The sequence below is a fragment of the Arthrobacter crystallopoietes genome, assembly GCF_002849715.1.
Classification (GTDB): Bacteria; Actinomycetota; Actinomycetes; order Actinomycetales; family Micrococcaceae; genus Crystallibacter; species Crystallibacter crystallopoietes.
Map to the genome: position 1 here is coordinate 1,992,760 of NZ_CP018863.1, position 13,591 is coordinate 2,006,350.

The window sequence follows — 13,591 nt, forward strand, 5'->3', positions numbered from 1 at the left end:
CGAGCCCCTCAGATTTCGGAGAACCATGACCACCTCTGCAATGACCCAAACCGGTGTCCTTCGTATTGCCACGCCCGATGACGGGACACCGAAGCCGGTGCCTGTGGCCGACTGGGTGACAATCGAGGCCCTGCGGAAAGACAGCGACGCTGTTTACACGAGACTGCTGCGTGAGAGCCCGGTCGCGTGGGTGCCCGTCATGAAGAGGATTCTCATCTGCCCGGCGGCGGCCTGCACGGCGGCGGAGCAGCATGCCGAAGTTTTCTCCTCCCAGGCCGGTGCGGCGCATATGGTTCGCGCCTTGGGTGCCCGCCCTCTGATCCGGAAGGACGGCGCCGAGCACTCCGTGGAACGGAAGAACATTAACCCGAGCCTCCGCCCGAAGAGCATGCTGGAACATTGGTCGGAAATCTTCGAACGCAATGCCGCCCTGTCACTCGAAGAACTGCGGGCTATCGGACCCTGCGAGGCCGACCTCAACACCCACTACGCGGCGCCGGTGGCGGCCCGAAACCTAGCGGCGCTTGTTGGTCTTCCCCATGTTCCGTGGCAGACCATTGCGCGGTGGTCGCGCGACTTCATCGCCGGTTCCGGCAACGTCACTGAGAACGCGGATGTATGGGCAAGGTGTGAGACAGCCAAGGCGGAATCAACGGAAGTTCTGGGTGAGGCATTCGGGCGGTTGCGGCGCGAACCCGACAGGTCCATCACTTCCCTGATGCTTGAGGCCGGCATGCCCGAGGAGAACGTTCGGGCAAATGTATTGCTCGCAATTTCCGGCGGCATGAACGAACCCCAGCATGTCACCACTGGCAGCGTCTATTACTTGGACCAATACCCGGCGGTCCGTACTGCCGTAATGTCTGATCCCCAGCTGTGGACGGCGCTTTTCGAAGAGACGGTGCGGTATCTGACTCCCATCGCCATACTTACCAGGCAGACGACCGCCGATGTAGTAGTGGCGGGATATGACATACCAGCGGGAAGCCAGGTCGGACTCGTACTGGCGGCTGCCAATAAAGATCCGGATTTCGTGGAAGATCCACACGAATTCCGACTGGACCGCAAAGACCGTCGACATGTCGGTTTTGGCAATGGGCCACATCTTTGCGCAGGAAAATGGGCTGCGCAGGCAGGCATCGGGCGTATCGCTGTACCTATGTTGTATCGGGAGCTTCCGCACTTCCGTGTGGATCACAGCCGTCCGAGCGCTTGGGACGGATTCATCTTCCGCGGCCTATCAAAGCTGCCCGTGACTTGGGATTAGGTCGATCAGGAAGTGAGCCAAGAGCAAAAGCCGGGCACCGCCGTCGTTGTTTGACGGCAAACGGTGCCCGGCTGCTTGGGTTCTGAGCGCTACTGCTGCGGCAGCTCCTGGACGATGAGGAACATGGCGCCGGTGGGGTCGGTCAGGGTGGCGACGCGGCCGAAGGGGGTGTCCTCCGCCGGCTGCACCACCTGGCCGCCGAGTGCGGTGGTCTTCTCGATCGCGGCGTCGGCGTTTTCGACGGCGAAGTAGATGCGCCAGTGGGCTGGGATGCTTTCGGGCAGGAACGAGCTGACGTCCATGATGCCGGCCTTGGCGTTCTCGCCCGCGCCGAGGGTGGTGTATTTGAACTCGTCGGTGTCGCTCATGACGTCCGTGTCCCAGCCGAAGACGTCCTGGTAGAACTTCACTGTGGAGGGGTAGTCGCGCGTGAAGATTTCGTGCCACGCTGGCGAACCAGGTTCGGCGGCAAGCTGGAAGCCGGTGTGGCCGCCGAATTCCCAAACGCCGACGGCGGCCCCTCCGGCGTCGCCGATCATCGCCATTTTGCCCTGCTCGGGAACCTCCATCGGCGGCATGAAGATCTGGCCGCCGCTGTTGGCCGCGGCCTGGGTGGTGGCGTCGATGTCGTCCACGCGCAGGTATGTGGTCCAGACATCCGGGTAGCCGGACTGGCCGTCGTTCTTCATGAGGCCGGCGACGGACTGGCCGTTCTTGAAGGCCATGATGTAGCCGCCGTACTTCTCCTCATCGCCGGTCTCGTAGGTCCAGCCGAACAGTTCGGTGTAGAAGTTCTTGGCCTTTTCCGGGTCCGAGGTCATCAGATCGATCCAGCACGGCGCTCCGGGGGTGATGTCGGGCTTGGGCATAGCGGTTCTCCTATCGGTGGTGTGGAGATGGCAACAGGTGGAGTCTATGCGCGACACGGGTGGGCAGCAATGGGTATCCGGCGTCCATTGGCTTGAGTAGGTGCACGGACTAGGCTTTGAGACGTACCTCACATCGAGTCCGGAGTGCGTCATGTCGCCATCAGAAAATCCCGCGCTGTCCCGACGCGCGATGCTCGGAGGATTTACGGCCGCGGGAGCACTGCCGTTGCTGGCGCCGGGGACAGCCGCGGCCGTAGCGAAGCGGGCGCCGCTGCAAGCGAATACCCGTACTAAAGCCGTCCTCCTGGGTACCAACGGTGGGCCTGGCTGGGGACTCACGGATCCGCCGCGCATGGGGATTTCCTCGGCACTGGTGGTGGGGGACCGCTATTACTTGATCGACGCCGGTGAAGGTGTGGGCTTCCGGCTCATGGAAGCGAGGCTGGGCAATTGGGAGGCGCGGGCTGCATTGAGCGGGCTTCGAGCCATCTTCCTAACGCACTTGCACTCGGACCATATCAGCGATCTCTCGAACATCCTGAGCTTGGGCCTGTACAACGGGCTGTCTGCCGCGGACCGGCCGGTGCCGATCTGGGGTCCGGGCAACCGCGGAGAGCTGCCTCCGGTTGCGGGCGATCGGCCCGAACCGCCCGTTGTTTCGCCGCAGAGCCCGACGCCGGGCACCAAGGAAACCGTCGAATCGATCGTCCGCACCTTCGCCACCGACTTTAACGACCGGGCGCGCGACGGCGGGACGCCGGTGCCGCAGCAGCTGTTTGCCGGTCACGACATCCTGCTTCCCGAGCAGTACCTCGCCGACCCGAATGGCACCCCCCATCCGCGGATGAGCCCGGTGCCGTTCTATGAGGACGACCGGGTGAAAGCGTCGACGACGCTGGTTCAGCACGCCCCGGTCTTCCCTGCCCTGGCGTTCCGCTTCGAGACCGAGGACGGTGTGGTGGTTTTCTCTGGTGACACCGGTCCCAGCAAGAACCTCGTGGAGCTGGCCCAGGGCGCGAACCTCCTGGTGCACGAAGTCATCGCCGAGGAATGGGCGGCCGAGCGGTATCCGGAACCGCGCAGTCCGGAAGCCGAAGCGGCGTACCAGCACCTGATCCAGTCCCATACCGCGGTGGAAGAAGTCGGTGCCATCGCCGAGAAGGCGGACGTGTCCACCCTGGTCCTGAGCCACTTTGTGCCGGGCGACTGGCCTGTGGGCAAATGGCAGCGTGCTGCCCGAAGGGGTTTCAGCGGGAAGCTGGTGATCGGGGCGGACCTGGACGAGATCGGGATCTGACCTGCTTTTACCCGAGAACTGTGAAGAGGCCATGTTGTGGGCCACCAGCCATTCAATAAGCGTATTTTCCGTGATTACCCGCGCGTACGCTCGTCGCGACGGGCAGGTTCTTCCGAAGGGATGCAGGTTGCCCGGACTGCACCGCAGGCGGCTGTAGAACCTGACGACCCGGCATTCTGGGACGCCCGGCGCCGTTCCCGCCGCGGCTGGACGATCACCGTATTCCTGCTGGTTCTGATGATGATCAGCTGGGCGGACAAGTCCATCCTGGGCATCGTCGCAGTTCCGCTGATGCGTGACCTGGACATCAGCCCCGAAACCTTCGGGTTGCTGGGCAGTGCAGTCTTCATCCTCTTCGGTGCAGCACAGTTGGCGGCAGCCCCCATAGCCAACCGCGTCAGTTCCACCTGGATCCTGCTGGCGCTGTGTCTAGTCTGGTCCATCGCACAGGTGCCAATCTTTGTCTTCGCCTCGCTCCCCGCATTGTGGTTCTCACGCATCCTTCTGGGAGCGGGAGAAGGACCGCTGGCGCCAATCACCATGCATGCCGTCTACAAGTGGTTCCCCAGCGCCAGAGGCGCTACGCCGGCAGCCGTCGCCGCTTCGGGTGTGACCCTGGGAATCGTCGTCTTCGCGCCCATACTGGCGTGGATCACGGTGGATTTTGGTTGGAAAGCTACTTTCATCTTCCTGGCACTGATTGGTGTGGTCTGGGCAACCCTCTGGTTCTTCATCGGTAAGGACGGCCCCTATACGTCCATCCGTGCCGAGCACGCGATCGAGGGCACCATACCCGACCAGGGCGAGGAAAAAGCGCTGCAGGCAGCGGACCGGAAGGTCTCCTACTGGAGCTCATTTGCTACCCTCAGCTGGCTGCTCGCCGTCCTCTCGGCATTCCTCGCCTACTGGACTTTTACGGTGGCAATGACATGGTTGCCGGCCTACTTCGAAAACGTCCTGGGTATGAGTACCCAGCAGGCGGGTTCCCTGATTGCGTTGCCAGCAGTGTGGGGCACGGCGGCAACTGTCGGCCTGAGCTGGCTTACCGGGCGGTTGGCCGCCCGGGGCTGGCGATCCCGCTACTCGCGGGGACTCGTGCTCGGTGCAACGGCACTGTTCTCCGGTGCGATGGTCCTCGTTGGCACCAACGTGGAAGAGCCCGCTCTGGCGATCGCATGCTTCACTTTCGGCTTCGGCACGGCACCCTCCATCTTCGCGCTGACGTACCTGGTGATTGCCGAAACCACCACCATCGGCCAGCGCGGTGCGATGCTGCAATACAGCAACGCGATCCTGACCAGCGCAGGGTTGTTCGCACCGGCCGTAGTAGGCATGCTGGTCGGATCCGCCTCCAGCGCCGTCGTTGGCTTTGAACATGCATTCGTTCTGACGGGCGCGATGATGTTCGGCTCCGGGCTGCTGTCCCTGCTCTTCATCAACCAGCAGCGCGACCGCAAGCGGCTGGGACTGGACGTCTAAGAACCGCCTGTCGGTATTGCAAAGCAGCCCTTCAAAACACTGGGATACGACTCGCTGTCAGCCCTCACTGCTGTTCTGGTGGGCCAGGAAGCGTTCCACCCGCCGGTCCGGAATCAGCCACAGCGCGGCCACTACGGTATACGCGGCGATGCTGATCAGGGGCTGCACGAAGGCGGCACCCATACCCAGGAGATAGATGACAGGGGAGACCTTCCCCTTCCAATCCCGGCCCAACGCCCGTGCCAGTGCGCCGTCCTTGCCCTGGTTCCGGACGAGGCAGACTTCCAGGATGTCGTAGGCGATGGCGGCCAGCAGAAGGTTGGCACCGTAGACGAGGACGGGGATGTTGACGAAACCCGTTTGGTCCATCCAATGCGTGGTGAAGGGAAACAGCGAAAGCCAGAAAAGCAGGTGCAGGTTGGCCCAGAGGATTGTGCCATTGATTTTCCCGGCAAGGTGAAGCATATGGTGGTGGTTGTTCCAGTAGATGCCCACGTAGACGAAGCTGAGCAGGTAGCTGAAAAATGCGGGGGCCTGCTCGAACAAAGCGTGCCACGTGGGCTCTTCCGGCACATCGAGTTCCAGCACCATGATGATGATCGCGAGGACGCCGTCGCTGAAGGCTTCCAGCCGGTTCTTGTTCATGATCGGACTTCCATGCACGAAATCATGGTTGATTCGGGCCCGGATGGGAAGACTTAGGGTCCTCCGGCTGAGGGTCTGGCCGGCGACGGCGCAGGAGCCACCGTCCTGGATGGACGGTGGCTCCTGCTCTGGTTTCGCGCCGGCTTATGCTCAGTCCGCCGTCTGGTCCCAGCCGTAATCTGGGTAGTCGAAGAAATCGTCGCCGTCGAGCGAATCGACTTCGCCGGTGGCCATCGAATCAACCAGCGACTCCAGCCCGGTCTGGACGGTCTGGACCAGCATGCCCTTCATCTTCTGGCCGAAGTCATCGGACTGGCCCCGCACTTCGAACAGCACGGTCGCCGAGCCGTTGAGAGCAAATGCGGAGCGGCCCTGCCCCGCATACTCCCGTTCCGCCGGGTGGAAATAACGGCCGACGGCGGCAAGCGGGGATTGCGAGCCGTAGCTGTCCTTGATCCCGTCGGCTACTGCCAGGGCATACCGGCGGGACTTGTCCTGGTCGAGCAGCGGCCAGTCCTCTTGATAGGCGGCGCCGTCGTTGACGCCCAGCGGCGGGTAGTCCAGGGCGACGGAGATGTACTTGCCGTCCTGCTCGCCTCCCGTCTGCTGGTCGCACCGTCCCATGTGGTGCAGATCGACGACGGCGTCCACCTCGCCGAATTCTTGTTGCAGGTCTACGTAGACATCCCTGATGGTCCGGGACTCTGGCGCGAGGAAGAATCCTGCGTCCTCCTGAAGTCCGGGTAGATCTCCGGGCTGAGGTACGTAGTCCAGGTCTGCATTGAAATCGCGGTTCAGGTCGAAGCCGGGCAGGTTGACCCCGCCGTTGCTCGGTCGGTGGTACCAGGCCGGCTGCGTCCCTTCGAGCTGGGGGAAGAGGCTTTCGACGTCGTTCCAGGACATGACATTCGTGCGGCGGTTGAGTTCGCCGCCGTCGGGATTCACCATAGGCATGGCGACTAGCGTGACGCCTTCGAGTGCGCGCTGCGTTTCGGCATCGTTGCTGGAGCCCAGTTTCTGAAGGATCCCGAGGAGAGCCTCGGTTCCGGTCCGTTCGTTGCCGTGGATGGCGCTTTGTACGAGCAGCACGCGGTCGCCCGTTCCGACCCGGGCTGTGTAGAGGTCACGGCCGAGCGCGGATTGGCCCACGACTTCGACGTCTACCCGGCCGCTGCTGTTCTTCTCAATGCGCTCGAGCTTCGGACCGAGCTCCTCATAAGTGGTCCATCCGTTGAACTGGGGATCATCGGAGGTCTTGCAGGTACCCGCGCCTGGCGTGCTGGATTCCCCCGGAGCGGCTCCAGCCGGGACAGCCGTAACCATCGTGCACAGCATCGTTGCTGCACCAATGGCGCCGAGTAATCTGCGGGGACTTCTGGCGAAATTGCTCACTAGTTTCTCCTCATGCGAGTGATTGGGACAAACCAAGCGTTGCCAGAGCCTGCTCCTGGGTCAATAGTCACTGATGGTTTTGGGCCTGCAAACTACGAAGTAAATGTTTGTGGACGTGCTGCCCTGCCACACGCATTGCTTCTGCGTCGCTGGCGATAAGGATCCCGGAAAAGTTTTCGGCGTAGGCACCGAGATCCGCGGCAACGCTTCCGACCACGGCGAAGACCGGTTTGCGGGCAGCGCGGCCGAGAATGGCCGAGATGATTTTGCCTTGCCCTGTCTGTGAGTCGAGGCGGCCTTCACCCACGACGACGAGGTCGGCCGCTGCTACGTGCCGGTCAAAGTCCAATGCGTCGAGAATGAAGTCGGCGCCGGAAACCAGTTCAGCTCCGTAACTGGCCCACATACCGCCGCTGAAACCTCCTGCGGCACCGGTTCCGGCGAGTCCACGGGGGTCGTTCGGGTAGCTGGCCGCCTGTTGGTGTAATCGTTCGGTCAGATGTTGAACTTGCGCCGGGTCGGCACCTTTTTGCGGCCCGAATATTCCTGCGGCGTCCTCGAATGCGGTAGTGACGTCACTCAAGACCACCACCTTGGCCCCGCGCAGACCGCCATGCTCGTCGATGGCGGTGACCGCCCCTGTGCCGCCGTCCGTTGTCGCGCTTCCTCCGGCCGCCACCACTATCCGGGTAGCCCCACGGCTGGCGGCATCCGCCATGAGCAGGCCGGTGCCGTACGTGTCCGCGGTGAGGGCGCTCCGCTCGCCGGAGCAGGGGAGCGTGATTCCGCTGGCCGCGGCCAAACCGATCACCGCCGTTCCGTCCGAAGCCAGCGCGTAGGAAGCGCGCAGCGGATCGCGCCACGGCCCCACCGTGTCTACATCAACCAGTTCAGCGTTGAGGGCGTCGCGAAGGATCTCATAGGTTCCTTCGCCGCCGTCGGCCACGGGAAGTTCGACGGCGGCGCCTCCTGCCGCGCGCACGCCGCTTGCGATGTTGGCGGCCACTTCGTTTGCCGTGTAGGTGCCCTTGAAGCTGTCAGGCGCGATCAGGATTTTCATGGTGCTGATCAGAATCCGACGTTTTCGCGGCCCTTGAGGTTCAACATCTCGCGGGCTTCGTCCGGGCTGGCGACTTCGAAGTTCAGCGCCTCGAGGATCGTGCGGATCCGCGTAACCTGTTCCGCATTGGACCCGGCGAGTTGCCCGGGGCCGATCCACAGCGAGTCCTCCAAGCCAACGCGCACGTGCGAGCCCATGGCCGCGCCGATGGTGGCCAGCGGCATTTGGTTCTTGCCTGCACCCAGGATAGACCACTGGTAGTCTTCGCCGAGCACCCGGTCGGCGGTGCGGCGCATGTGCATCAGGTCCTCTGGATGTGCGCCGATGCCGCCGAGCAGCCCGAAGACTGACTGGACAAACAACGGACCCCTGGCCAGGCCGCGGCCGTGGAAATGGGCCAGGTTGTTCAGATGGGAGATGTCGTAGCACTCGAACTCGAAGCGCGTCCCGTTGCCGTTGCCGATGTCCAGGATGGTTTCGATGTCGGCAAAGGTGTTTTTGAAGACCAGATCGCGGGACTTCTCCAGGCCTTCGCGCTCCCATTCGTGCTGGAACTCGGGGTAGCGGTCCAGCATAGGATAAAGCCCGAAGTTCATGGATCCCATGTTCAGCGAAGCGAGTTCCGGCTTGAACGTTGCCACCGGGAGCATCCGCTCTTCCACACTCATGTGGGGCGAGCCGCCGGTGGTGATGTTGATGACGGCATCCGTGTTGGCCTTGAGCTTGTCCAGAATGGGCTCGAAGTGTTCCGGATCCTGCGAGGGGCGCCCGTCCTTCGGATCTCGCGCATGCATATGCACAATTGCGGCGCCGGCTTCCGCTGCGCCAATTGCTGCGTCGGCAATTTCCTCTGAAGTGACCGGCAGGTGCGGAGACATGGTCGGGGTGTGGATGGCGCCGGTGACGGCGCTGGTGATGATGACTTTACGTTTGCTGGCCATGGTGAATCTGTCCTTAGTGCCGAGGGAGGTTAGTAGAGCTTTTCGGTGTTGCCGTCGACGGCCATCGCCTGCCCGTTGACGCTGCGGGCAAGGTCGCTGGCAAGGAACGCCGCCATATTGGCGATATCATCCGCCTCGACCAGGCGCTCCAGCGAAGACTGCTTGTGGTACAGGTCCGAAACATCTTCGACGGGCTGTCCCAGCATCGAAGCCTTAGCCTCGATCACGGCGTCGATGCGCGGGCCGTTCACCGCACCGGGGCAGATGGCGTTGGCTCGGATACCTTCGGGGCCCAGCTCGATCGCCAGGGTCTTGGTCAGTCCGATAACGGCCCATTTCGACGCCGAATAAGGGCTGCGGCCGGCCATGCCGAGCCGGCCGGCGGCGGAGGAGAGGTTGACGATTGAGGCATCCTGCGTCTCGCGCAGCAGCGGCAGGGCGTGCTTTATGCAGAAGAACTGGCCGTGGATGTTCACATCAAACGTGGTCTTCCACGCCTCAGCGTCCAGCGTCTCGATGGGGCCGGTGGGTCCGGCGATGCCGGCATTGTTGACCAGCACGTCCAGTCCGCCGAGCCGGTTGCGAACGTCAGCCATCAGCTCACGGACCTGTGCTTCGTCGGAGACGTCGCTGACGGCGGCGATGAATCCGTCCTGCTTGGCTGCGTCGACCGCCGCCGGGTTGATGTCTGTGACCATGACCTCTGCGCCAAGGTCACGGAAACGGTTAGCGATTGCCCGTCCAATGCCTGCAGCGCCGGCCGTGACGAGGACCTTGCGTCCGATGAAATCCATGAGGTTTGTGCTCCTGTGAAACTGTTTTGGGTAGGTGGTGAAGCGTTAGGAGGTGTACGACGGCGGAGCGTACCGCCGTCGTACGCCTTTGGTGGTCAGTGGCCGCTGACGGTGGCCTTACTCGGGTCCTCGGTGCCGCGCTTGAGACGCAGGGTGAGCAGTGCGCCGATGACACACATGGCGACGATGAACCAGAGGCCGGCGAACTTACTGCCGGTGGCCTCTTCCATCAGGCCCATAACGTACGGACCAAGGAAGCCGCCGAACAGGCCCACGGTGTTCACGAAGGCGATGCCGCCGGCCAGCGCTGCGCCGGAGAGGCGGGTGGCCGGGTAGGTGAAGAGGATCGGCTGCAGGGCGAAGAAGTTGAACGCGGCCAGACAGAAGCCGATGAGGCCGAGTACGGGTCCGCCGAGGGCGCCGAGCGTGAAGCCGGCGACAATGCCGACCATCGTGCAGGTGGCGATCATTCGGGAGCGGGTGGCATTGGTCGCCAGGCGCGGCAGCAGCAGGGCTCCGGCGGCGGAGAAGATCCAGGGCACAGAGGTCAGCAGGCCGATCTGGATACTGCTCAGCTCTCCGTAGGTGCCGATGATCGAAGGCAGGAAGAAGCTGAGTGCGTAGACGGCGATCTGGTGGGTGAAGTAGATGCCGACCACCAACAGGATCTGCTTGTCCTTCAGAACGTGGCGCAGCTTCGAGTTGCCGGAAGCCGCGGCGCCGGCTTTCTCCTCCGCCGCGATACGGGATTCCAGATCCTCGGCCTCGGCCCGGCTGAGGAACTTCGCATCTGTCGGCTTGTTCGGAAGGTACTTCCACACGATGAACGCCAGAGCGCACGCCGGCAGACCCTCGATGATGAACATCCACTGCCAGCCGTGCAGGCCACCTACGCCGTCCATGGTCAGCAGCAGGCCGCCCAGCGGGGCGCCGACGATGTTCGCGATGGAGACACCGAGCAGGAACATGCCGTTGGCTTTGGCTCGGTCCTGGACAACGAACCACTGTGTGAGGAAGTACATCACACCGGGGAACAGCCCGGCCTCGGCGACACCGAGCAGCATGCGCAGGATGTAGAAGGACCATTCGCCTTGAACGAAGGCCATACAAGCGGAAATGATGCCCCACGTGATCATGATGCGCATGATCCAGAAGCGGGCGCCAACCTTATGCATGATCAGGTTGGAAGGGATCTCCGAGAGCGCGTAAGTCAGGAAGAACAGACCTGCACCAATGCCATAAGCCGTGGCAGAGATGCCGAGGTCGATCTCCATCCGGTCCTTGGCCATGCCGATGTTGGTGCGGTCCAGGAACGCCATGACGTAGGCGGCGATCAGCAGCGGCATGATGCGCCGGAAGATGAGCTTGTTGATAACGTGCGGTGGCCTCTTTGCCGTCGCATTCGTGGTGGTCGACATGATCAGGACTTCCTGTTGGAGGGCGTAGTCAGGTAGGGCCGGGTGGATGCCGGTCCTTGCGATGCTTGCTGTTTTAGGTGTTTCTCGTGGCGCCCGGTGGGCAGCCACAGGTCCGCCCTAAGTGCAGCCGGTGTTCACACAGGATGTGCGTGAAAGTGTTGCGCGGATGGGTGATCTGGTCCAGCAATAGGCTGAACGCGTTGTTCGCCATTTCCTGGATCGGCTGGACAATGGTTGTTAGGCCGACAAGCTCGGACCGGCTGTGGGGCAGTCCGTCACTGCCGACGACTGCGAGGTCTTCGGGAATGCGCAGGCCCATAGACAGGGCATGTTCCATGATCCCGATGGCGATCTCGTCGGCACCGCAGACGATTGCCCGCGGCGGGGTCGTGGAGGCGAGCAGCTTTTCCGCGGCTACCCGTCCGCCGTCGCGGTTCAGCCGCGTGCTGATCTTCCGCTCACCGGTAATCGCAACGCCTGCCGCAGCGGCAGTACGCACGAAGGCCTGTTCGCGGGCGAGCGAGGCTGTGGAAAAACGAGGGCCAATGACGGTGGCGATCTCGCGGTAGCCATGGTCGAGGACATGCTGCATCAGCTGGGTTGCCGCCGCGTCGTCGTCAATCCCGACGAAGTCCCCGGGGAGGTGGTCCGAGCGGCGAGAGAGGCAGATGTAGGGAACGCGGCGTTGACGTAAGGTGCGTAGTGCCCGTGAATCCTCGCGCAGGGCGGCGGCAATGATGATGCCGTCCACATTGCGCGCTGCCAAGGTCATGGCAACTTGCGCGAGTGTATCGGGGTTGTCCTGTGTCGTGGCGACGAAGACTTCGAAACCGTCCCGGCCTGTGGCCGTGATGATGTTCTCGGCCCAGCCGGTGTACATCGGATTGACGATATTCGGCAGGATCAAGCCGATGACCCGGTTTAGATGCGGGTCGAGGCGAATGCCATCCTGCCCGGCGTTTCGATTAGGTCGGAAACCCAGTTCGTTGGCGACCTTGATGATGTGGCGGCGGGTTTCTGTCGAGACACCGGGCTTGCCGTTCATAACGTAGCTGACCGTTGCGGGTGAAACCCCACAAGCGCGGGCTATAGCGGCTGCGGACATCTTGGGAGGACGCATGGCCGGCTCCGTTTGAATGTCGGTCATGGGATTCTCCTTCCTGCTGATGTCCTGGCTTCGCTTCACAGTGTCCCTGCATTGGCGGTCACCGTTTAGTGACGTGAATTGCGCCTTGCTGTGATGACTATTACAGACCGGGCTTGCTCATTAAGCAATGTTAAGTAGTGTCGCTCAACGCTTCTGAATGCAGGCATCAAGACGTCACGCGCATCTGACCAATCCCGAACCGGCAGCGGCTGCGAATACATTGCATGAGCACGACACCAGTTGTCGGTTTTCAGGCGGAAGAGTCCGCAGTGGTCGCGTCCGCCCGCCGTGCCGCCGCGGGATCGCTTTTAGAACTAGAGCAGGCGTGGAGAAATCCGCAACCGGACGCCGTCGTCGTTGCGGCACGCAGGCATCTGGCTGGCGCCGAGAACTGGGCCGATGCCCGCCGGGAAGGGGCCTGAGCCGAATCAAGCGATGCCGCCGATCGGCAAGCGTTCTCCGATGACACCTCGCGGGCAGATTCCCCCCTACGGCTCCCAGCCCAGCCGGCGGCTTAGTTCCCGCGTGGCGCGGTCCAAGGCGGCCAGAATTACGTCTTGGGCGGGAACGTCACCTGACCCTGCAGTCAAGCCGGCCGGTTGCGTGCTGTAGGAATAGGTGACGGCGATGGAGGCCACAATGCGGCCAGTGCGGTCGCGGACGGGTTTGGCAATAGACGCCAGGCCTTCGGTGACTTCCCCGAATTCACGGGCGAACCCCTGCCTTCTCGTGGAAGCCAGCTGCTGCAGAAACTCGGCGTGCGTCGTCGGGCCCTTGCCGGTCCTGAGTGTAAAGGCATAGTCAGGCGGGAAGAGGGCCTTGAGCTGGTCTTGTTCAAGGCCGGCGAGAATGACCCGGCCGGACGCAGTGAGGTGCGCCGGCAGCCGGACGTTCTTTGCCGTGACCAGCGCGGGCCGCGATGGCGAAGTTTCCTCGTGGATGTAGAGCGTTTCGTGTCCGTGCAGGACGGCCAGATGCGCAGTTTCTCCGAGCCTGTGGACGAGCCGCTCCAGCACCGGGCGCCCGAATCTCGCCAGCGGAACCTGGATGCCGAAGGCCTGGCCGATCTCAAGGGCGGCGATGCCCAACGCGTACGCCTGCAGTTCCGGCAGATGCGTCACGAACCCCAGCGACTGCATTCCCCGCAGCAGCCGGAAGGTTGAAGACCTCGGAGCATCAATCGCATCCGCTATGCGCACCGCGGAGACCGGGTTGGCCTGGGTAGCCAGAAAGCTTAGGATCCGCAGCGCCCGCAGGGAGCTGGCCGGGTCCTCTGCCATGG

Annotated in this window: 13 protein-coding genes; 4 read left to right on the top strand and 9 right to left on the bottom strand. The window is 62.9% G+C overall.

The features are described from left to right. Window positions 1-25: 25 nt before the first annotated feature. Window positions 26-1,267, top strand: a complete 1,242-nt coding sequence (locus AC20117_RS09420) for a cytochrome P450 (protein WP_158300450.1) — start codon at window positions 26-28, stop codon at window positions 1,265-1,267. 89 nt (window positions 1,268-1,356) lie between these two features. Here AC20117_RS09420 and AC20117_RS09425 read toward each other — a convergent pair whose 3' ends face one another. Next, complete coding sequence (locus AC20117_RS09425) at window positions 1,357-2,136, bottom strand: VOC family protein (RefSeq protein ID WP_074699946.1); 780 nt, start codon at window positions 2,134-2,136, stop codon at window positions 1,357-1,359. 151 nt (window positions 2,137-2,287) lie between these two features. Between AC20117_RS09425 and AC20117_RS09430 the strand changes: the two genes are divergently transcribed. Continuing rightward, entirely contained in the window at window positions 2,288-3,433 is a 1,146-nt protein-coding gene (locus tag AC20117_RS09430) for an MBL fold metallo-hydrolase (protein WP_236777486.1), read from the top strand. 120 nt (window positions 3,434-3,553) lie between these two features. Beyond that, on the top strand, window positions 3,554-4,912 hold the full coding sequence (locus AC20117_RS09435; protein ID WP_074699944.1) for an MFS transporter: 1,359 nt from the start codon (window positions 3,554-3,556) through the stop codon (window positions 4,910-4,912). A gap of 57 nt (window positions 4,913-4,969) precedes the next feature. On the opposite strand, the gene AC20117_RS09440 is transcribed toward AC20117_RS09435, so the two are convergent. From AC20117_RS09440 to AC20117_RS09470, 7 genes are all read right to left on the bottom strand, one after another. Further along, complete coding sequence (locus AC20117_RS09440; protein WP_074699943.1) at window positions 4,970-5,557, bottom strand: TMEM175 family protein; 588 nt, start codon at window positions 5,555-5,557, stop codon at window positions 4,970-4,972. A gap of 150 nt (window positions 5,558-5,707) precedes the next feature. Continuing rightward, a complete protein-coding gene (locus AC20117_RS09445; protein ID WP_236777487.1) occupies window positions 5,708-6,949 on the bottom strand; it encodes a M14 family zinc carboxypeptidase in 1,242 nt (413 codons plus the stop codon). A 67-nt stretch (window positions 6,950-7,016) separates the two neighbouring features. Continuing rightward, window positions 7,017-8,009: a glycerate kinase family protein gene (locus AC20117_RS09450; protein ID WP_074699941.1), complete on the bottom strand. Its 993-nt coding sequence runs from the start codon at window positions 8,007-8,009 to the stop codon at window positions 7,017-7,019. Window positions 8,010-8,017: 8 nt separating this feature from the next. Beyond that, window positions 8,018-8,950: a 3,5-dioxohexanoate:acetyl-CoA acetone transferase gene (gene kce, locus AC20117_RS09455; RefSeq protein WP_074699940.1), complete on the bottom strand. Its 933-nt coding sequence runs from the start codon at window positions 8,948-8,950 to the stop codon at window positions 8,018-8,020. Window positions 8,951-8,979: 29 nt separating this feature from the next. After that, entirely contained in the window at window positions 8,980-9,744 is a 765-nt protein-coding gene (locus tag AC20117_RS09460; RefSeq protein ID WP_074699939.1) for an SDR family oxidoreductase, read from the bottom strand. A gap of 95 nt (window positions 9,745-9,839) precedes the next feature. Further along, window positions 9,840-11,162 carry an MFS transporter gene (locus AC20117_RS09465; protein ID WP_083339636.1) on the bottom strand — a complete coding sequence of 441 codons (1,323 nt, stop codon included), beginning with the start codon at window positions 11,160-11,162 and terminating at the stop codon, window positions 9,840-9,842. A gap of 73 nt (window positions 11,163-11,235) precedes the next feature. Next, window positions 11,236-12,309, bottom strand: a complete 1,074-nt coding sequence (locus tag AC20117_RS09470) for a LacI family DNA-binding transcriptional regulator (RefSeq protein ID WP_074699938.1) — start codon at window positions 12,307-12,309, stop codon at window positions 11,236-11,238. A 224-nt stretch (window positions 12,310-12,533) separates the two neighbouring features. Between AC20117_RS09470 and AC20117_RS23280 the strand changes: the two genes are divergently transcribed. Beyond that, a complete protein-coding gene (locus tag AC20117_RS23280) occupies window positions 12,534-12,731 on the top strand; it encodes a hypothetical protein (RefSeq protein ID WP_139186754.1) in 198 nt (65 codons plus the stop codon). 66 nt (window positions 12,732-12,797) lie between these two features. On the opposite strand, the gene AC20117_RS09475 is transcribed toward AC20117_RS23280, so the two are convergent. Beyond that, complete coding sequence (locus AC20117_RS09475) at window positions 12,798-13,589, bottom strand: IclR family transcriptional regulator (RefSeq protein WP_074699937.1); 792 nt, start codon at window positions 13,587-13,589, stop codon at window positions 12,798-12,800. Window positions 13,590-13,591 lie beyond the last annotated feature (2 nt).

Coding starts and splice junctions, on each gene's coding strand:
- AC20117_RS09420 (WP_158300450.1), top strand. CDS start 26: ATGACCACCTCTGCAATGACCCAAACCGGTGTCCTTCGTATTGCCACG.
- AC20117_RS09425 (WP_074699946.1), bottom strand. CDS start 2,136: ATGCCCAAGCCCGACATCACCCCCGGAGCGCCGTGCTGGATCGATCTG.
- AC20117_RS09430 (WP_236777486.1), top strand. CDS start 2,288: ATGTCGCCATCAGAAAATCCCGCGCTGTCCCGACGCGCGATGCTCGGA.
- AC20117_RS09435 (WP_074699944.1), top strand. CDS start 3,554: ATGCAGGTTGCCCGGACTGCACCGCAGGCGGCTGTAGAACCTGACGAC.
- AC20117_RS09440 (WP_074699943.1), bottom strand. CDS start 5,557: ATGAACAAGAACCGGCTGGAAGCCTTCAGCGACGGCGTCCTCGCGATC.
- AC20117_RS09450 (WP_074699941.1), bottom strand. CDS start 8,009: ATGAAAATCCTGATCGCGCCTGACAGCTTCAAGGGCACCTACACGGCA.
- kce (WP_074699940.1), bottom strand. CDS start 8,950: ATGGCCAGCAAACGTAAAGTCATCATCACCAGCGCCGTCACCGGCGCC.
- AC20117_RS09460 (WP_074699939.1), bottom strand. CDS start 9,744: ATGGATTTCATCGGACGCAAGGTCCTCGTCACGGCCGGCGCTGCAGGC.
- AC20117_RS09465 (WP_083339636.1), bottom strand. CDS start 11,162: ATGTCGACCACCACGAATGCGACGGCAAAGAGGCCACCGCACGTTATC.
- AC20117_RS09470 (WP_074699938.1), bottom strand. CDS start 12,309: ATGACCGACATTCAAACGGAGCCGGCCATGCGTCCTCCCAAGATGTCC.
- AC20117_RS23280 (WP_139186754.1), top strand. CDS start 12,534: ATGAGCACGACACCAGTTGTCGGTTTTCAGGCGGAAGAGTCCGCAGTG.
- AC20117_RS09475 (WP_074699937.1), bottom strand. CDS start 13,589: ATGGCAGAGGACCCGGCCAGCTCCCTGCGGGCGCTGCGGATCCTAAGC.